The organism is Streptomyces bathyalis (genome assembly GCF_015910445.1).
Classification (GTDB): Bacteria; Actinomycetota; Actinomycetes; order Streptomycetales; family Streptomycetaceae; genus Streptomyces; species Streptomyces bathyalis.
In genome coordinates this window covers 5,609,457-5,627,773 of the sequence record NZ_CP048882.1, presented here as the reverse complement: position 1 = coordinate 5,627,773, position 18,317 = coordinate 5,609,457, and the positions used below count along the sequence as shown (strand labels likewise).

The 18,317-nt window shown below is 71.0% G+C and carries 13 protein-coding genes and 2 tRNA genes; 8 read left to right on the top strand and 7 right to left on the bottom strand.

Going from position 1 to position 18,317, the window contains the following annotated elements; all coding sequences use genetic code 11:
* Positions 1-76: 76 nt before the first annotated feature.
* Positions 77-149: transfer RNA gene (locus tag G4Z16_RS24360), tRNA-Asn, on the top strand.
* 188 nt (positions 150-337) lie between these two features.
* A tRNA-Ile gene (locus G4Z16_RS24355) sits at positions 338-411 on the top strand.
* A 545-nt stretch (positions 412-956) separates the two neighbouring features.
* On the opposite strand, the gene G4Z16_RS24350 is transcribed toward G4Z16_RS24355, so the two are convergent.
* Entirely contained in the window at positions 957-1,733 is a 777-nt protein-coding gene (locus G4Z16_RS24350; RefSeq protein ID WP_197352799.1) for a VC0807 family protein, read from the bottom strand.
* Between the two features lie 207 nt (positions 1,734-1,940).
* Positions 1,941-2,558: a TetR/AcrR family transcriptional regulator gene (locus G4Z16_RS24345; RefSeq protein ID WP_197352798.1), complete on the bottom strand. Its 618-nt coding sequence runs from the start codon at positions 2,556-2,558 to the stop codon at positions 1,941-1,943.
* 156 nt (positions 2,559-2,714) lie between these two features.
* On the opposite strand from G4Z16_RS24345, the gene G4Z16_RS24340 reads away from it, so the two are divergent.
* From G4Z16_RS24340 to G4Z16_RS24330, 3 genes are all read left to right on the top strand, one after another.
* Positions 2,715-2,939 (top strand): hypothetical protein, encoded by a 225-nt coding sequence (locus tag G4Z16_RS24340; protein WP_197352797.1) that lies wholly within the window; start codon positions 2,715-2,717, stop codon positions 2,937-2,939.
* Between the two features lie 6 nt (positions 2,940-2,945).
* Positions 2,946-3,596: a Clp protease N-terminal domain-containing protein gene (locus tag G4Z16_RS24335; RefSeq protein ID WP_197352796.1), complete on the top strand. Its 651-nt coding sequence runs from the start codon at positions 2,946-2,948 to the stop codon at positions 3,594-3,596.
* 399 nt (positions 3,597-3,995) lie between these two features.
* Positions 3,996-4,526 (top strand): hypothetical protein, encoded by a 531-nt coding sequence (locus tag G4Z16_RS24330; RefSeq protein ID WP_197352795.1) that lies wholly within the window; start codon positions 3,996-3,998, stop codon positions 4,524-4,526.
* A gap of 103 nt (positions 4,527-4,629) precedes the next feature.
* On the opposite strand, the gene G4Z16_RS24325 is transcribed toward G4Z16_RS24330, so the two are convergent.
* Complete coding sequence (locus G4Z16_RS24325) at positions 4,630-5,805, bottom strand: MalY/PatB family protein (protein WP_197352794.1); 1,176 nt, start codon at positions 5,803-5,805, stop codon at positions 4,630-4,632.
* 89 nt (positions 5,806-5,894) lie between these two features.
* Between G4Z16_RS24325 and G4Z16_RS24320 the strand changes: the two genes are divergently transcribed.
* The 3 genes from G4Z16_RS24320 to G4Z16_RS24310 all read left to right on the top strand — a co-directional run bounded on the left by G4Z16_RS24320 (position 5,895) and on the right by G4Z16_RS24310 (position 11,129).
* Entirely contained in the window at positions 5,895-7,301 is a 1,407-nt protein-coding gene (locus G4Z16_RS24320) for an FGGY family carbohydrate kinase (protein ID WP_197352793.1), read from the top strand.
* 172 nt (positions 7,302-7,473) lie between these two features.
* Positions 7,474-9,207: an ABC transporter ATP-binding protein gene (locus G4Z16_RS24315; RefSeq protein WP_197352792.1), complete on the top strand. Its 1,734-nt coding sequence runs from the start codon at positions 7,474-7,476 to the stop codon at positions 9,205-9,207.
* Positions 9,204-11,129 carry an ABC transporter ATP-binding protein gene (locus G4Z16_RS24310; RefSeq protein ID WP_281393718.1) on the top strand — a complete coding sequence of 642 codons (1,926 nt, stop codon included), beginning with the start codon at positions 9,204-9,206 and terminating at the stop codon, positions 11,127-11,129. Before G4Z16_RS24315 ends, G4Z16_RS24310 begins: the two co-directional genes overlap by 4 nt.
* Before the next feature lie 32 nt (positions 11,130-11,161).
* Here G4Z16_RS24310 and G4Z16_RS24305 read toward each other — a convergent pair whose 3' ends face one another.
* The 4 genes from G4Z16_RS24305 to G4Z16_RS24290 form a co-directional block, all read right to left on the bottom strand.
* Positions 11,162-12,304 (bottom strand): RNA polymerase sigma factor, encoded by a 1,143-nt coding sequence (locus G4Z16_RS24305; protein ID WP_425508115.1) that lies wholly within the window; start codon positions 12,302-12,304, stop codon positions 11,162-11,164.
* Between the two features lie 744 nt (positions 12,305-13,048).
* On the bottom strand, positions 13,049-14,974 hold the full coding sequence (gene dnaG, locus G4Z16_RS24300) for a DNA primase (protein ID WP_197352791.1): 1,926 nt from the start codon (positions 14,972-14,974) through the stop codon (positions 13,049-13,051).
* 119 nt (positions 14,975-15,093) lie between these two features.
* A complete protein-coding gene (locus G4Z16_RS24295; RefSeq protein WP_197352790.1) occupies positions 15,094-16,374 on the bottom strand; it encodes an NAD(P)/FAD-dependent oxidoreductase in 1,281 nt (426 codons plus the stop codon).
* Between the two features lie 138 nt (positions 16,375-16,512).
* The gene (locus tag G4Z16_RS24290) at positions 16,513-17,940 is read right to left on the bottom strand and encodes a deoxyguanosinetriphosphate triphosphohydrolase (RefSeq protein ID WP_197352789.1); all 1,428 of its coding nucleotides are present in this window, start codon (positions 17,938-17,940) and stop codon (positions 16,513-16,515) included.
* Positions 17,941-18,317: the final 377 nt, after the last annotated feature.

Below are 18,317 nucleotides of genomic sequence, written 5' to 3'. Positions count from 1 at the left end.
CCCTGGCATGCGCTAATGTATGCCCGCGGCCAAGGAACGCGGCCCATGACCAAGTGGGCGCGTCCGAGCAGCGCATTCCCGTGTAGCTCAATCGGCAGAGCAGCCGGCTGTTAACCGGCAGGTTACTGGTTCGAGTCCAGTCGCGGGAGCAACCGAAAGAGCCCTCCCCGGGGCTCTTTTTCTTTGCCGGGCAAGTCCGTTGGGGCGGGCGGGAACCGATCACCGGGTGCCCGTAGTCCTCCCTCCCGTACGGCACCACCCGGCAGGGGCGGGAGATCGTATGAGCAGCTATGCTGCGGCAGACGCGGCGCGCACACATGTGCGTGACCCGGCGAACGGGGCGGTAGCTCAGCCGGTTAGAGCAGCGGACTCATAATCCGTCGGCCGTGGGTTCGAGTCCCACCCGCCCCACTCAACATGCCCGAGGAGGCGCCCGGAAGCGGGCGCCGGGCGCAATTCCTGCGGCCCCTGAAGCCATGTCATCCGACGGGACGTCTGCCTGCCGGGCCGTCGGCCTGCCGACTCCGGCGCTCCTGCCCGACCAGGGGTGACGGCCTGGACGGTCCCGCATCCGTCCTCGACGCGCGGTTCACCGACGGCCGCGGTCGGCCGGGCCTCCGTCCTGAGGCGACGCCCGCGCACAGCGTCCGCGCCGGTGGATGAGGCCAACAGGGCTTTCCCGGCGGACAGTTGCTCGCGGTGCGCTCTCCGGCCCCTCTCCCGGCCCATGGGTCGCGACGGGCGCTCGCCGAGCCGGCCGCCGGATTTGCCGGGCCGGTCCCGCCGTTTGCTCCTGCACCGCGCTCCTGGTGCCGGACGGTGCCGGAACCGTGATCGGCGCTGTGCGATTCGCGCGGCGACTCTCCCAACTGCCCGGTGGCGCCGCAGGGTTCACCGGCGTGGTCTCCGGCGCCGGATACGAGGCGCCCGACGTAGGCGGGCCGGAGCCGGAGCGTTCAGCCCGCGGTGGCGGCCCGCTCCGCCGTGAGAGCCCTTGAGCGGCGACGGCGGGCCAGCCGTACGTAGCAGACATTCCACGTCGTGAGGCCGGCCAAGGTGGCGATCATGAGGGCTTCGCTGAGACCGACCATCACGCTGACCGGGAGCAGGTGCACCAGCGGCACCCGGACCAGGGCCTCCAGCAGCAGTCCGGCACCCCAGACGGCGGAGGAGAGGCGGTGCCCGCGGCGCACTCGCGGGTCGGTGCGGTACTGCTCGCGGAACTCGGCGCCACGGGCGGGGTTGAAGCTCTCCGCGGCCGCCAGCGTGAGCGGACGGCCCCACAGGACCGTGGCCAGGAAGACCAGGCCGATCGCGCCGGTGGTGAACGAGTTCTTCAGCAGGAGGAATTCCGTGTCTCCGCTGACGAGGGTGAGGACGGTCCCGACACCGAAGGCGACGAGTATGACCGTGGCGAACAGGTTCAGGGTGCGGTCGCGGACCGCGCTCCACGCGACGCGCGACCCTGCGAGTCCGGTGGCGGTCAGCAGCGCGCCCTGGTCGCCGGCTCCGAGCATGTGGAGGCCGTAATAGCCGGCCAGGGGCAGACCGATGTCCGGGGCGATGGAAGCGATCACCGCCAGGGGCCGGACGGTGGCGACGGGTGCGGTGCCCTCCGGCTCGGCGGCAGCGGAGCCGGGGGCGGTGCCGCCGCCCGCGTCGTTGCGGCTGCCGTCTGCCGAGGCGGTGCCGGCCGGGTGTGCGGGGCTCTGGACAGTGGGGTGGCTGGACATGTCGTACCTCCGGTCTCGGTGTCGCCGCACCGTGAGCGGTGGCGGCCTCCGGCGTCGCTTGACGCGTGTCCGCCGCACCCGGCGCGCGACACGGTGCGGTCGCCGGGCGCATGGGCGGGACACAGCGGGAGGTGCCGTTGCTCCGTCATCGCGGCCTCTTTTCAGGTCGCTTGTATGGAAACAACGTAGCAAGACAGTTGACTTGAATCAACGCCGCTTCTCTTCGCCGGGGCCGCCGAACAGCCGCGCCAGGTGCTGCTCCATCAGCGACACCACCTCGTCGGCGGTGTGCGTACCGAGATGGAAGTGGGTGCGCAGCCCGTCGGCGAGGCCGATGAGCAGCGCCGCCTCGGTGCGGGCGTCGCGATCGGCAGAGATGTCACCGGCCTGGACGGCCAGCGCGATCTGCCCCTCCAGCAGCCCCCGGAGGGCGGCCGTCCGCTGCTTCACGTGATCACGCAGATCGTCGTTGCGAGCGGCCTCCAGCAGGAAGTCGATGTTCAACAGGCTTCCCACGCGGGCGTCTTCGTCGATCGGCAGCATCTCCATGACGATCGCGCGGAGCCTGGCCGTGTGTTCCGTGCCGCCCACCGTGATGAGCCGCTCGGTGACGCGCTCCACGTTCTTGCGGCTCATGAACTCCATGGCGAACTTCATCAGGTCCTGCCTGTTGGCGAAGTAGTGCTGCAGCTGCCCCAGCGACATCTCCGCCTCGGTGGCCACCTCGCGCAGGCTCACCCGCTCCAGCCCACGCACGCGCGCGACCCTCCACAGCGCCTGGGCGATCGCCGTCCTGCGCGCGTCGTGATCCACCTGCTTCGGCACAACTGCTCCTCGTCCGGCGATTGTTTCAATACATCCGACTGCCTTCACTCCATGCTAGAGCCACCGGACCGCACACCGTCCCGTGAATCAGCGCCCGTCCCATCAGATTGTCAATATTGATTGACAGAACGAGGCTTGTCATCCTAGGTTGACAACATGGCCGCATCGGACGCACGTGAAGCAGTGGACACAGCCGAGGCCGCCCTGAACAGCGATCCCCGCGTAGGACTGCGGGCGGTCGCGGCACTGAGGCGGCTGACCGAACGCCTGGAGGCACTCCAGGTCGACAACGCCCGCGCCCAGGGCTGGTCCTGGGACGAGATCGGGGCCGCGCTCGGCGTGAGCCGGCAGGCCGTACACAAGAAGCACGCGAGGAGGTAGGCGGCGATGTTCGAACGTTTCAGCCGGCAGGCACGGGAGGTCGTCGTGGGAGCTCAGGAGGAGGCGCGGAGTCTCGGCCACGACTGGATCGGCACGGAGCACCTTCTCCTCGCCGCCCTGCGCCTGCCCGAACAGCCGGGAGCCGCCACGCTCGTCCGGCTCGGCGTCAGCGCGGAGAGCTGCCGCACCGCGGTCTCCGGCGTCGTCGGAGGCGCCGGGAGTGACGCGCTGGGGCCACAGGACGCGGAAGCACTCAAGGCGCTCGGCATCGACCTGGACGAGATCCGCCGACGGGCCGAAAACGCCTTCGGGGACGGAGCGTTGGACACCCCGGCGCGCGACCCCGAGGCGGGCGCGCCCCGAAGGCGCCGCTTCCTCAAGCGTGTTCGCCCCGAGAGCGCGGGCAGCTTGGGCGTACCGGCAGCCGTCCCCGGGCCTTCGGGGCACATCCGCTTCACCGGCCGGGCGAAGAAGGCACTCGAACTGTCGTTGCGGGAAGCGATCGCGCGCAGGGACCGCCGCATCGGCGTGGAACACCTCGTGCTGGCGCTGCTGCGCGGGGACGACAAGATCTCGCAGGGGCTGTTCCAGCAGCTCGGGGTGGCACCGAAGGAGATGCGCGACCGCGTCCTCGCGGATCTGCGGCCGGCGGCGTGACGCAGGCCGGGCGGGGCGGCGCTCTGGTGCACACGGAGCGCCGCCCTCCCGGCGGCACCGGCCGGGCAACGCACCGGCCCGGCGGCTCACCCTCCGGCAGGCGGAGCGCCCCGAACCCCCTCGCCGCCCTCCCTTCCACCGGTCGGCAACCTCGTACCGAGCGCAACTCCCCCGCCTGTCAGCGAACTTGAGCCGCGTCCCGTCGTGGAGCAACCCATCAGCACGGCGGGAACGGGCCGTTGAGCGTCACGACAGGGGCGCCGAGTGGGCCGGCTGAAAGTCCCGTACAACCCCTCGGCCACTCCGGGTGTCTTTCTGGATGTCGGATTCTTCAGGGCAATAGCCCACAAGGATCCTGTGTCCTGATGAGTCATGGTTTGCAACACAAGAGGGGGAGTAATGCGTATTCGTTACGCCAAGACCGCGATCGCCGCGCTGACCTGCGCGATGCTTGCGGTCCCGGCGGGAGCCGCCTACGCAGGCAGCGGGCCCGCACCCAAGCCGTCCGAGCGCAGCGCGGCCAAGTCCACCGCGCCCTCCGCCAAGGGCAACCCGAACAGCAGGGCGGCCGAGGCCGCCGACGTCTGTGACGACGCGTACCAGATCGGCACCACCGGGTACGTCAAGCGCGGCGGCGTCACCATCGCCTCGGTCAAGCAGTTCTACTCGCCGGACTGCGCGGAGAACTACAGCTACGTGTGGGTCTGGGAGAGCTTCCGTGAGACCGCCGGCGACTACGACGTCACCGCGGCGGTCTACAGCTACTCCCAGGACGAGGTGCTCGGCGGCAGGTCCTGGCTGAACACCACGGGCCAGGAGTTCTGGTCCTACGGCACGGACACGGTCTCCGAGTGCACCGCCGCCGTGGGTTCCGTCCGCAAGGCGGGCGACCCGCTGCCCAACAACGGCGCCTCGTCGAAGCGTTGCTGAGCCTGCCGGGCTGACGGGGGGTGACGAAGCTCCCCGTACGGATCGCCGTACGGGGAGCTTTCGTCTGCCTGGTCCGTCCGGCGGCGCCGGACACGGCAGATCGTCAGACGGCGGACGCCATCCGCCGAACCGCTTCCTCCAGGGTCTCCGGCGACGTCGCAATGTTGAGCCGCGCGTATCCGGCGCCGCCGGTGCCGAACGCCGGTCCGGGGATGAGCGCCACACGGCCCCGTTCCAGGAACGCGGCCGCCGGGTCGTCGCCGAGGCCCAGCGCGCGGCAGTCCAGCCACGCGAGGAACGTCCCCTCGTGGGAGCGGTAGCCCACCTCCGGCATGTGCTCCTTGAGCAGCCCGGCGAGCAGCCTGCGGTTCTCGTCCAGTCCTGCGAGCAGCGCCTCCAGCCAGGCGTCGCCGTGCCGCAGCGCCGCCACGTGCCCGATGACGCCCAGATGGCTGGGGCCGTGGCTGACCTCTTCGGGCATCCGGGCCAGTTCGTCGGCGGACTCCTCGCCGGCGACGGCCATCGCCGCCTTCAGCCCTGCCAGGTTCCACGCCTTGGACGCCGAGATGAGCGAGAAGGCCCGCTCCGTCCCGGGCACCGACAGGTAGGGGATGTGCCGGGCGCCGGGCAGCACGAGCGGTGCGTGGATCTCGTCGGCGACGACGCGTACGCCGCTGGCGTTCGCCAGCTCCGTCGCCGCCGCCAGCTCCTCCGCGGTGTGGACGGTGCCGGTCGGGTTGTGGGGACTGCACAGCAGATACGCAGCCGCACCCGCACCGTCCGCGCCCGTACGGAACGCCGCGGCGAGGGTTTCCGGATCCAGGCGGCCATCAGCGGTCAGCGGCGCCTCCACCACGCGACGGTCCATGTGCGAGACGAACTGGTAGAAGGGCGGATAGACGGGCGAGTTGATGACGACGGCGTCGCCCGGCGAAGTGATCAGCTTGAGCACCTCGACGACCCCGGCCATCACATCGGGGACGATCGCCGCCCGCTCCCGCGGCACTCTCCAGCCCCAGTGCCGCACGGCGAAGCCGTCCAGTGCCTCCCTGTACGGCTCCCCCATCGCATAGCCGGTGTCTCCCGCGTCGACCGCGGCGTGCAGGGCATCGGCGACGGGAGGCGCCAGCGGCACGTCCATCTCCGCGATCCACATCGGCAGCACGTCGGCGGGGTGCACACGCCACTTCGCGCTCGTACGGCGGCTGAGCTCGTCCTCGGAGCACTGCCGCAGGGGGTTGCTCACATAGGTCTCCACCCCCACCACGCTAGGGCGCATCCGCTCCCGTGAGCAGACCGCGTCCGGCCAGGGGCCGCGGGGCCGAGGGTGGCAGCCGGGTGCCGCGGCACGTAGGGCATCATTCCGGCATGGGGATAGTCGCCGGTCTGGAGAGTTCCGCCGAGTTCACTCGCATCATCGTCTGCGACGTGGATTCCGGAGCCGTGGTGAAGCACGGCTACGCCGAGCATCCCGCGGATCGCGACGATCCCCAGTCGTGGCTGCTGTCCATGGGCCGCGCCGCCAGCTCGGGGCAGTTCTCCGAGGTCGAGGCCATCGGAGTGGCCGGTCAGCAGCAGGGGCTGATAGCCCTCGACTCCGGCGGCAATCCGGTGCGGGCGGCCCTGCTCGGCAACGACAGACGGATGCAGCCCGCGGCCGCGGACCTCGTCGACGCGCTGGGCGGCCGCCACGCGTGGGCGGAGGCCGTCGGCTCCGTGCCGGAGGCCGGCCACCCCGTCTCCAAGCTGCGCTGGCTCGCACGCAACGAGCCGCAGAACGCGGCCAGGGTCGCCGAGGTGCTCCAGCCCCACGACTGGCTCGTGTGGCAGCTGATGGACCGGCCGTCGCGGCGCACGACCGACCGCGGGGAGGCGTCGGCCACCGGGTACTGGTCCGCGGCGCTGGAGAACTACCGGCCCGACCTCGTCGAACTCGCCCTGGGACACCGGATCGCGCTGCCCGAGGTCATCGGTCCCGCCGAGCCCGCCGGGCGCACCCCGGAGGGCCTGCTGATCTCCGCGGGCACGGGCGACACGATGGCCGCGGCGCTCGGACTGGGACTGGGCATGGGGGACGCGGTGCTCTCCCTCGGCGCATCCGGCTCGGTGTGCGCCGTGCACCACGAGGCGCTGAGCGATCCGACCGGCATCATCACGTCGTACGCGGACGGCACGGGCCTGCACATGCCCGCGGTGCGCACCCTCAACGCGACGCGTGTGCTGCGCGGCGCCGCCGAGCTTCTCGGCACGGACATCAAGGGGGTCTCGGACCTGGCACAGAGATCGAGCCCCGGTGCGTACGGGCTCGTTCTGCTGCCGTATCTGGCGGGCGAGCACACCCCGCATCTGCCGCACACCGCCGGATCGCTGCACGGGCTGCGTCTGGAGAGCATGCGGCCGGAGCATCTGGCGCGGGCAGCCGTCGAGGGCATGCTATGCGGACTCGCCGACGCGCTGGACGTGCTGCGCAACAGAGGCGTTCAGGTACGAAGACTCTTCCTGCTGGGACCGGCCGCGGGCCTTCCGGCCGTGTACATGGCCGCACCGGCTCTCTTCGGCACGCAGGTCGTGGTGCCCCGGCCGGCCGACTACACCGCGATCGGCGCCGCACGGCAGGCGGCCTGGGCCCTCAGAGGCGGTGCGCAACCGCCGCAGTGGCCCGCCCCGGAGTGCGAGGTGTTCGACCCGGGCGAGGACCTGGCCGCCGGGCAGGCGGTCCGGCAGCAGTACATGGCGGTACGCGAGGAGACTCACCCCGGCGCCTTCGACGCCTGACCGGCGCGGAGAGCGGATTCAGCCGGCAGCGATCATCACGGTCTTTGCCAGGAGTTGGGGGCGCCCGCCGGGCGGCGCTTCGAAAATAGGAGTACACGCCACTCCCACCACGAGTAGTGTCGATCGCCGCTTTCGCTCTGCTTCGGCTTTCTTTTCCGTACGGGGGACCCTTGTGCTGATACGCCTGCTCCGTGAGCATCTGCGCCCGTACCGGCGCCCGGCGGCCGTACTGGTGCTGCTTCAGCTGCTGCAGACGTCCGCCACGCTCTATCTCCCCACGCTCAACGCCGACATCATCGACAACGGTGTCGTCATCGGTGACACCGGCAACATCCTCAGCTACGGCTCCGTCATGCTCGGCGTCTCCTTCGCGCAGGTCGTCTGCAACATCGGTGCCGTGCTCCTCGCGGCACGCACCGCCGCCGCGGCCGGCAGGGACATCAGGGCGAGGGTCTTCGACCGCGTGCAGACGTTCTCCTCACGCGAGCTGGGTCACTTCGGCGCCCCGTCCCTGATCACCCGCACCACCAACGACGTCCAGCAGGTGCAGATGCTGGTGCTGCTGACCTTCACGCTGATGGTCTCGGCGCCGATCATGTGCGTCGGCGGCATCGTCATGGCACTGGACCAGGACGTGCCGCTCTCCTCGGTGCTGGTGGGCGTCGTACCCGTGCTGGCCGTGCTGGTGGGCCTGATCGTGCGGCGGATGCGTCCGCTCTTCCGCACCATGCAGGAGCGGCTCGACGGCGTGAACAGGGTGCTGCGTGAGCAGATCGGCGGCATCCGCGTCATCCGGGCCTTCGTCAAGGACGAATACGAGCGGCGGCGCTTCCACGAGCACAACAGCGGGCTGACCGATGTGCAGTTGCGCGCCGGACGGCTGATGGCGCTGATGTTCCCGACCGTCATGACCGTCGTGAACGTCTCCAGCGTCGCCGTCGTCTGGTTCGGCGCGCACCGTGTCGACAGCGGCGGGATGCAGATCGGCGCGCTCACGGCGTTCCTGTCGTACCTGATGCAGATCGTGATGTCCGTGATGATGGCCACCTTCATGTTCATGATGGTTCCGCGTGCGGAGGTGTGCGCGGACCGCATCACGGAGGTGCTCGACACCTCTTCGAGCGTGGTGCCGCCCGACGCGCCCGTGCGGGAACTGCGCCGCCACGGCGTGCTGCAGCTGCGGGGCGCGGGGTTCCGCTATCCCGGGGCCGAGGCGCCGGTCCTGCAGGGTGTCGATCTGATGGCCCGCCCGGGCGAGACGACGGCGGTGATCGGTTCCACCGGCAGCGGCAAGTCGACGCTTCTGGGCCTGCTGCCGCGGCTGTTCGACGTCACCGAGGGCTCCGTGCTCGTCGGGGGCGAGGACGTGCGGACGCTCGATCCGCAGCTGCTGGCACGCACGGTCGGCCTGGTGCCGCAGCATCCGTACCTGTTCTCGGGGACGGTCGCGTCGAACCTGCGCTACGGGCGCCCCGACGCGACCGACGAGGAACTGTGGGACGCGCTGGAGACCGCGCAGGCGCGCGAGTTCGTCGCCGCCATGGACGGCGGGCTCGACGCATCGATCGGGCAGGGGGGCAACAACGTCTCGGGCGGCCAGCGTCAACGCCTCGCGATCGCACGGGTGTTGGTGCACCGACCGGAGGTCTACCTCTTCGACGACTCCTTCTCCGCTCTCGACTACGCGACCGATGCCGCGCTGCGTGCCGCCCTCGCCCACCGCACGGCGGACGCGACGGTCCTCATAGTCGCCCAGCGGGTCTCCACGATCCGCGACGCGGACCGGATCGTCGTGCTGGACGAGGGCCGCGTCGCCGGCACCGGCCGGCACCACGAACTGATGGAGGGCAACGAGACGTACCGGGAGATCGTCCTCTCCCAGCTCACCGAGCAGGAGGCAGCGTGAGTGGCCCCGGCGCACGGATGCTCGGCGGCGGCGCACCGCCCCGTCGCTCCACGGACTTCCGCGGTTCGGCGAAACGCCTTCTCGGGCAGTTCCGGCCCGAACGGGCCACGCTCACCGGCATGGTGGCCTTCGGGCTGATCGGTGTGGGCTTCAGCGTGCTCGGCCCGAAGATCCTCGGGGACGCCACCGACCTGATCTTCGCGGGCTTCATCGGGAAGCGGCTGCCCGAGGGCGCGAGCCGCGAGCAGGTCCTCGACGGCATGCGCAGCGAGGGGGACTCCCGAGTCGCCGACATGCTCTCGGGCACCGACTTCACGCCGGGCCAGGGCATCGACTTCGGTGCGCTGGGCAACGTGCTGCTTCTGGTGCTTGCGATCTACGCGGCGGCGGGGCTGATGATGTTCGTCAGCGGGCGCCTGTCCGTGCGGGCGATCAACCAGACGGTCTTCCGGCTGCGGGAGCAGGTCGAGGCGAAGCTCTCGCGGCTGCCGCTGTCCTACTTCGACAAGCAGACGCGCGGTGAGGTCCTCAGCCGCGTGACCAACGACATCGACAACATCGGCCAGACCCTTCAGCAGACGCTGGGACAGATCGTCAACTCCGTGCTCACCGTGGCGGGTGTGCTGGTGATGATGTTCTGGATCTCGCCGCTGCTGGCGCTCGTCGCGCTGGTGACGGTGCCGATGTCTCTGCTGGTGGCGACGCGGCTGGGCAAGCGCGCGCAGCCGCAGTTCATTCGGCAGTGGTCGGAGACGGGCAAGCTCAACGCCCACGTCGAGGAGATGTACACCGGGCACTCGCTGGTGAAGGTCTTCGGGCGGCAGGAGGAGTCGGCAGCGGCCTTCCGCGAGCACAACGAGGCGCTGTACAACGCGAGTTACAAGGCGCAGTTCGTCAGCGGCATCATGCAGCCGGCGATGATGTTCGTCGCGAACCTCAACTACGTGCTGGTGGCCGTCGCCGGCGGTCTGCGGGTCGCCTCGGGTGCGCTGTCGATCGGCGACGTGCAGGCGTTCGTGCAGTACTCACGGCAGTTCACGCAGCCGCTCAACCAGATCGCCTCGATGGCGAACATGGTGCAGTCCGGGGTCGCGTCGGCCGAGCGCGTCTTCGAGATCCTCGACGCGGACGAGCAGACGCCCGAGCCGGCTCACCCGGCCCGCCCCGAGAAGGTGCGCGGCCGTGTCGAACTGGACCGGGTCTCCTTCCGTTACGACGCGGACCGCCCGCTCATCGAGGATCTGTCGCTGACCGTCGAGCCGGGCAGCACGGTCGCCATCGTCGGACCGACGGGCGCGGGAAAGACCACGCTGGTGAATCTGCTGCTGCGCTTCTACGAGACGCGTGGCGGACGGATCCTGCTGGACGGCACGGACACGGCCGGAATGAACCGCGAGGATCTGCGCGCCGGCATCGGGATGGTGCTCCAGGACACCTGGCTCTTCGGCGGCACCATCGCGGAGAACATCAGCTACGGCGCGCAGAGCGCCGACCGCGCACAGGTCGAGGCGGCGGCGCGCGCGGCACACGCCGACCGCTTCATCCGCACCCTGCCCGACGGCTACGACACGGTCCTCGACGAGGACGGCACGGGCGTCAGCGCCGGTGAGAAGCAGTTGATCACCATCGCCCGCGCCTTCCTCTCCGACCCGGTCATCCTCGTACTGGACGAGGCGACCAGTTCCGTCGACACCCGCACGGAGGTGCTCATACAGCAGGCCATGGCGCGGCTGGCGCACGGCCGTACGAGCTTCGTCATCGCTCACCGCCTCTCCACCATCCGGGACGCCGACGTGATCCTCGTGATGGAGAACGGGTCGATCGTGGAACAGGGCTCGCACAGCGAGCTGCTGGCGGCGGACGGTGCCTACGCCCGCCTGTACCGCTCGCAGTTCGCCGCCGCCGTCGCGGAGGTCGACTGAAGTCCCCTCACAAGCCCTGCCGAGTCGAGCGGTCAGTCCAGGTAGCCGCGCAACTGGTCCGCGAAGGCGTGGTCGCGGAGCTTGGCGAGGGTCTTGGACTCGATCTGGCGGATGCGTTCCCTGGTGACGCCGAAGAGGGTGCCGATCTCCTCCAGGGTGCGCGGCCGCCCGTCGTCCAGCCCGTAGCGCAGCTGCACGACCTTGCGTTCACGTTCGCCGAGCGTCGAGAGCACCGCCTCGAGATGCTCGCGGAGCAGGAGGAAGGCGGCGGACTCCACGGGTGACGGGGCGTCGCCGTCCTCGATGAGGTCACCGAGGTTGACGTCCTCCTCCTCGCCGACGGGCGCGTGCAGCGACACCGGTTCCTGTGCGAGCCGCAGCACTTCGGTGACGCGCTCTCCGGTGAGGTCCAGCTGCGCGGCGACCTCGTCCGGCGTCGGCTCCTCGCCCCGCTCCTGGAGCAGCCGGCGCTGGACGCGTATGACGCGGTTGATCAGCTCGACGACGTGCACGGGCACGCGGATCGTGCGGGCCTGGTCGGCCAGCGCGCGGGACATCGCCTGCCGGATCCACCACGTCGCGTACGTCGAGAACTTGTAGCCGCGGGCGTAGTCGAACTTCTCGACCGCCCTGATCAGCCCCAGGTTCCCCTCCTGCACCAGGTCGAGCATCGTCAGCCCGCGGCCGACGTACCGCTTCGCCACGGAGACGACGAGGCGGAGGTTCGCCTCGATGAGGCGCCGCTTGGCGATCCTGCCCATCACGACGAGCTGGTCGAGCTCGTGCGCGAGACGTCCGTCGGGGTGGGTGGCCGGTTCGGCGAGCTTCTGCTCGGCGAAGAGACCCGCCTCGACGCGGCGGGCGAGTTCGACCTCGTCGGCGGCGGACAGCAGCGGGATGCGGCCGATCTCGCGCAGATACTGCCGGAACAGGTCGGCGGAGGCACCGCTTCCGGCGGCCTCCCGCTTCTCCTGCCTGACGGGGATGTCGGTCTCCGGCTCCGTCGACGGCGGGACCGGCGGGTCGGGAGCGACTTGCGTGCCGGCGGGCGGGGCCGCCGGGGGGCGTGCGGACGGAGGCCGGACGGGCGGCGCCGCAGGAGCGGGCGCGGCGGCCAGGGTTGGAACCGTCGGGGCGGCCGGAGGAGCCGCGCTGGTCAGGGTCCGGGTCTGCACGGGGGCGACCTCCAGTGTGCTCGCTGCCGGTTCGGGGGGCGGCGTACATGCTGTTCGGAGCCGCGGGGGCTCTCCGGCAAGTGCGGCCGGCACGCCCCGCTCCGAGGACTCAAGCACCGCCCACCAGTGTGGGGTACGACACACTCCGGCCACGAGGGTCGTGCGCCCAGTTTTTGAGATGGGCGCCACTTGTCGCATACGTACCACTACGGCCGGCCGGCCTTTTCCGGCCAGACCCGCAGCGCACAGGCGTCCCGGCCGGACCGGGAGAGACCGAGGTGTTTGCGGTTGATGACGGCCTGCGTGCGGACGAGTTCTCTGGTGCCGACGCCGCATCAGAAACGATCGCCCGGTACGCCGGACTGCTCGCGTGATCGTCGGACTCGCGCGGGAGCAGGACTTCGCCGGCTTTTTCGGCCTGGCGGCCCAGGAGGAGCACTGGTTCGGCCCGATGGTCGGGAATCCCGGATTCCACATCGCCGTGAACAAGCACATTGGCCGGTCCACGGCGCTCGTCGCAGTCTCCTCGGACCCGGATGCTCTCGGAGGCCCGCTGTCCTCTGCAGAGGCCCCCGTTCACCACGTCCGCCGTCTCGTCGTCTTGGCGAACGAACGTGGCACGGGCACCGGCCGTGCGCTGATGACGGAGGCAATGCGCCGGTTCGTGCGAGGTCCGGGCAGCATCGAGGTGGTCACCTTCGGGGCCGACGCCGTCAGAGGGCCGCCGCGGGATGCCCTACGGCGTCAGAGGGCCGCGGCGCCCCGTTCCTGGAGGGAGCGGCCGTACTGGGTGAGCGTCCAGATCTCCTGGCGCACGGCCGCCGAGCGCTCGTCGTCGCGCTGGGCCTCCAGGCGCCGGGCGCTGCTTTCGAGGTCGGCGATGCGGGCGTTGACGGCCGCGAGGCGCACCGCGACGAGCTGCATCCCCGCGTACATCTCGTCCGGTTCGCGGCCGCGGGCGCTGCGCAGCGGCTCGACGACCAGTTCGTGCACCAGCGCGCGCACGGTGTCGTCGGGAGCGGCGGCACGCACCCTGGCGACGAATTCGTCGTCGGCGCCGGTGACGCCGCCGGCCGCCTCGACCGCCTCGCGCACCGCCGCGTACGGCGGTGCGGTGAACTCGTCGGTCTCGTAGGCGTCGAAAGCCGGGGCGACCAACTCAGGGCGCTGCAGGGCGAGTTTGAGCAGCTCACGCTCGACGCGGTGGGCGGGGCTGCGCAGGTTCAGGGCGGGGCCGGCCCCGCGTGCGGCTGCGGACGGCGCCGCGTTTCCCGACCCGGCGCCCGCGGGTGTGGAGCCCGGCGCGTGCGTGCCCGCCCGCGGCGCGGACGGGTTTGCCGCGCGGCGCCGCGCGAGCTGGCCGAGGCGGCGCACCACGAACTGCGTGTCCAGGATGCCGAGGAGCCCCGCGAGGCGCACGGCGTACTCGTGCTGGATCGAGGGGTCCTTGATCTGCGCGACGACGGGCGCCGCCTGCTCCAGAGCGGCCGAACGGCCCTCCGCCGTATCGAGGTTGTGCTGCCCGACGATCGAGCGGATCGCGAACTCGAAGAGCGGGGAACGGCCTTCGACGACCTTCGCCACGGCCTCGTCGCCCTCGGCGATCCGCAGCTCACAGGGGTCCATGCCCTGCGGTGTGATCGCGATGGAGGTACGGGCGGCGAACTTCTGGTCGTCCTCGAAGGCACGCAGCGCCGCCTTCTGCCCGGCCGCGTCACCGTCGAAGGTGAAGATGACCTCCGAGCCGGAGTTGTCCATCAGGAGCCTGCGGAGGATCTTGATGTGGCCCTCGCCGAAGGACGTGCCGCTGGTGGCGATCGCCGTGGTGACGCCGGCGAGGTGGCAGGCCATGACGTCCGTGTAGCCCTCGACGACGACGGCGCGGTTGCCCTTGGCGATGTCCTTCTTGGCGAGGTCGATGCCGTAGAGCACCTGTGACTTGTGGTAGATCGCCGTCTCGGGGGTGTTGAGGTATTTGGGGCCGTTGTCGTCGTCACGCAGCTTGCGGGCGCCGAAGCCGACGACGTCTCCGGTGATGTCCCTGATGGGCCACATCAGCCGGCCCCGGAACCGGTCGATGGGGCGCCCGTTGCGTGCCTCCTGCGCGAGCCCCGAGGCGGTGAGCTCCTTGTCGGAGAAGCCCTTGCCGCGCAGGAACCGCACGAGGTGGTCCCAGCCCGCCGGGGCGTAGCCGATACCGAAGTGCTCGGCGGCGGACTGGTCGAAGCCGCGCTCGGTCAGGAAGCGGCGGCCCGTCTCGGCCTCGGCGCCCTGAAGCTGCTCGGCGTAGAACTGGGCGGCCGCCTTGTGCGCGTCGACGAGGCGGGTGCGCTCGCCCTGCTGGCTGGCACGGCCGTAGCCGCCCTCCTCGTACCGCAGCGTGATGCCGGCCTGGCCCGCCAGGCGCTCGACGGCCTCGGAGAAGGAGAGGTGGTCGACCCGCATGACGAAGTCGAGGGTGTCGCCGCCCTCCTGGCAGCCGAAGCAGTGGAAGAGGCCCTTGGCCGGACTCACGTGGAACGAGGGCGACTTCTCGTCGTGAAAGGGGCACAGGCCCTTCAGATTGCCGCCGCCGGCGTTGCGCAGCTGGAGATACTCGGAGACCACGGTGTCGATCGGGACCGCGCCCCGCACCGCTTTCACGTCCTCGTCGTTGATCCTGCCCGCCACACCGGAATTGTACGGCGGGCCGCCGACACCCCCGCCTGCCCGGGCGGGGTGCCGTGGACCCCGCCCCAACCGCTCGCCGCCTGCGGCGTCCTGGGTTCAGAGCCGCCGCGCGGCGGCCGTCATCCCTTCTCCTTGCGATCGCCGCGGCCGAGGTCGCTCAGCGGGACGGCCGCGTCGGCGAGCGCGTCCGGGTCGACGGGCGCGCGGGAGCGGATCAGGTCCTGGACGGCGCCGGTCACGTCCCACACGTTCACGTTGAGACCGGCCAGTACGCGGTTGTCGCGCAGCCAGAACGCGATGAACTCGCGCTTGGCGACGTCCCCGCGGCACACCACCTGGTCGTAGGTGCCGGGCGGGGCGTAGCCGGAGTACTCCATGCCCACGTCGTACTGGTCGGAGAAGAAGTAGGGCACCCGGTCGTAGACGACGTCCCGCCCCAGCATCGAACGTGCCGCTGCCGGGCCGCTGTTGAGGGCGTTCGCCCAGTGCTCGACGCGCAGCGACGTCCCCCATGGGGTCTCCCGCAGGGAGGCGACGTCGCCTGCCGCGTAGATATCGGGATCGGAGGTGCGCAGCGCGGAGTCCACGGCCACTCCGCCGCCGCGGCCTTCGGCCAGCTCCAGCCCCGCGGCTTCGGCGAGCGACGTGCGGGGTGCGGCGCCGATGGCGGCCAGCACATCGTGCGCGGGGTGCTCGTCGCCGTCGTCGGTCCGTACGGCCTGCACCATTCCGTCCGTTCCGACGATCTCCGAGAGCCGCGCCCCGAAGTGGAAGCGCACGCCGTGCTCCTGGTGAAGGTCGGCGAAGAGCATGCCCATCTCGGGGCCGAGCACGGAGTGCAGCGGGGTCGGTTCGGGCTCGACGACGGTGACTTCCGCCCCGTACTCACGTGCGGCCGCCGCGACCTCCAGCCCGATCCAGCCGGCCCCGGCGATGACGAGGTGGCCGTTCTCCTGGCCTAGTGCCGTCAGCCGGCCGCGGAGACGGTCGGCGTGTGCGAGGCGCCGCAGGTGGTGCACGGAGGCGAGCGAGGTACCGGGGGTGTCCAGGCGGCGCGGTTCGGCGCCGGTGGCGAGAAGCAGCTTGTCGTAGTTGAGGCGGGTGCCGTCGCCGAGTTCCAGGCTCTTGGCGCTGCGGTCCAGGCGCACGACGGTCTGGCCCAGGTGGAGTTCGATGTCGGCGCCCGCGTACCAGGCCGGCTCGTGCACGAACACGCTCTCGCGCTCGTCGGAGCCCGCCAGATACCCCTTGGACAGGGGCGGACGTTCGTAGGGGTGGTCGCGCTCGTCGCCGATCAGGATGACCCGGCCCGTGAAGCCTTCGGCTCGCAGGGCCTCGGCGGCTTTCGACCCGGCAAGCCCTCCACCGACGATGACGAACGTCCGGTGTGCGTCGACCACTTGGTTCCTCCTCGCTGACCTGACCCCCCGACGGAAACATCCAGGAGCGAGCGTCCCGCAAAGAACGGGCAGCGGGAAGAGGCCCCGGGCAGGTGGCGGGCACAACCGGACACGAACGGACCACGGCCGGGGGCTGCTTCAGCCGCCGCGGCGGCCGGGCGGTGCCCAGGAGTGGTCCTGCGTGAGGCGTCTGTGCAGGGACCGCGCCGAGACATCGGTCAGGGCCGCGATCTGGTCGACGACGACGCGCAGCCGCGCCGCGTCGTCCTCCGCCTCTCCGAACAGCGCACGGAACTGCGGGTCGAGACCTTCGGGTGCGCGCTTGGCCAGTGCGTCCGCGAGCTCACCGAGCACGACGCGCTGGTCGGCCCGCAGACGTTCCAGGTCCGGACGCTGCATCACATAGCGGTCCGCGACGGCCTTGAGCACCGCGCACTCCAGCCGGACGCCGCGCGGCACGACGAGTTCGGCGGCGTAGCGGGTGAGCGGTCCGGATCCGTACGCGGCCCGCGTCGCGCCCTCGGCAGCGAGGCAGAAGCGGCCGATGAGCTGGCTCGTTGCGTCCTTGAGGCGGGCCTGCGCGACGGCGGAACCGTCGTAGCTGTGCGGCCACCACTCCTGGTCCAGCAACCGGTCGAGGGCTTCGGCGAGTTCACCGTGGCCCGCGTCGGGTGCGTAGCGTTCCGCGGCGACGGTGAGGATGTCGCGGCGTTCGGGTTCGGCGAGGAGCACGTTGGGGTCGAGGTGGCCGGCGTGCAGGCCGTCCTCGACGTCGTGGACGGAGTAGGCCACGTCGTCGGACCAGTCCATGACCTGCGCCTCGAAGCACGTGCGGTCACCGGGGGCACCGCGGCGGATCCAGTCGAAGACGGGAAGGTCGTCCTCGTAGACACCGAACTTCGGCGACGAGGGGTCGCCGGGCCGGGAGCCCAGCGTCCAGGGGTACTTGGTGGCGGCGTCGAGTGCGGCACGCGTGAGGTTGAGGCCGACGGGGATGCGGAACGAACGGCCGCCGGAACCGTCGGGGGCCGTGGCCGCACCCTCGGCCGGACCACCCGCCGATGCGGCTCCCCCGCCGGAGTGCGGGCCCGGGTCGACGTCCAGGAAGCGCTTGGGCTCCAGCCGGGAGAGCAGGCGGAGCGACTGTGCGTTGCCCTCGAAGCCACCGCAGGGCGCGGCGATCTCGTTCAGCACGCGTTCGCCGTTGTGCCCGAAGGGCGGGTGCCCGAGGTCGTGCGCGAGGCAGGCCGTCTCGACCAGGTCCGGGTCGCAGCCGAGCGCCGCGCCCAGTTCCCTTCCGACCTGTGCGCATTCCAGGGAGTGCGTGAGGCGGGTGCGCGGACTGGCGTCCCACGCCTGCGCGCTGGTGCCCGGCGCGACGACCTGGGTCTTGCCGGCGAGCCTGCGCAGCGCGGCCGAGTGCAGCACGCGCGCCCGGTCGCGCTGGAAGGCGGTGCGTCCGGGCCGCTTGTCGGGCTCGGGCGCCCAGCGCTCGATGTCGGACGGGCCGTAGTGGCCGGAAGCGCCGTCGGGGCCGGAAGCCTCTGTGTCGTACGTGCCGTGCATACGCCGACGGTAGCGGCACGGGCGGCGGAGCGGCCCCGGGGCGGGGGCGGCCACACGGGGGGCCGTCCCGGGGCGGCCGTGCCCGGGACGGGCCGTTTCTTAGCGCGATAGGGAGAAATTTGCGAACCATTGAACCGCGCATGCCAGCGTGCAGTTGCTGCCGGTAGGGGGGTTCAGACAGCTCAGGCGTGAGAGCCGGGCGTCCTGCCGTTCGGCGCTTCGCAGACCATTGTTCCCTCCGTGCGAGGGCTGGGCAGATGAGGACAAAAGCATATGGCCAAGGGGAAGCACAGACGCGTCAAGCCGCCCGAGGCGACGGGGGCCACGGCCGTGCGCAAGGCCGTGGTCGGGCTGGTTTCCAGCGTGGCCGTGGCGGG

Bases quoted from the DNA above. Each gene is read 5' to 3' on its own strand.
- G4Z16_RS24350 (WP_197352799.1), bottom strand. From the start codon at position 1,733: ATGTCCAGCCACCCCACTGTCCAGAGCCCCGCACACCCGGCCGGCACC.
- G4Z16_RS24340 (WP_197352797.1), top strand. From the start codon at position 2,715: ATGGCCGCATCGGACGCACGTGAAGCAGTGGACACAGCCGAGGCCGCC.
- G4Z16_RS24335 (WP_197352796.1), top strand. From the start codon at position 2,946: ATGTTCGAACGTTTCAGCCGGCAGGCACGGGAGGTCGTCGTGGGAGCT.
- G4Z16_RS24330 (WP_197352795.1), top strand. From the start codon at position 3,996: ATGCGTATTCGTTACGCCAAGACCGCGATCGCCGCGCTGACCTGCGCG.
- G4Z16_RS24325 (WP_197352794.1), bottom strand. From the start codon at position 5,805: ATGCGCCCTAGCGTGGTGGGGGTGGAGACCTATGTGAGCAACCCCCTG.
- G4Z16_RS24320 (WP_197352793.1), top strand. From the start codon at position 5,895: ATGGGGATAGTCGCCGGTCTGGAGAGTTCCGCCGAGTTCACTCGCATC.
- G4Z16_RS24290 (WP_197352789.1), bottom strand. From the start codon at position 17,940: ATGCACGGCACGTACGACACAGAGGCTTCCGGCCCCGACGGCGCTTCC.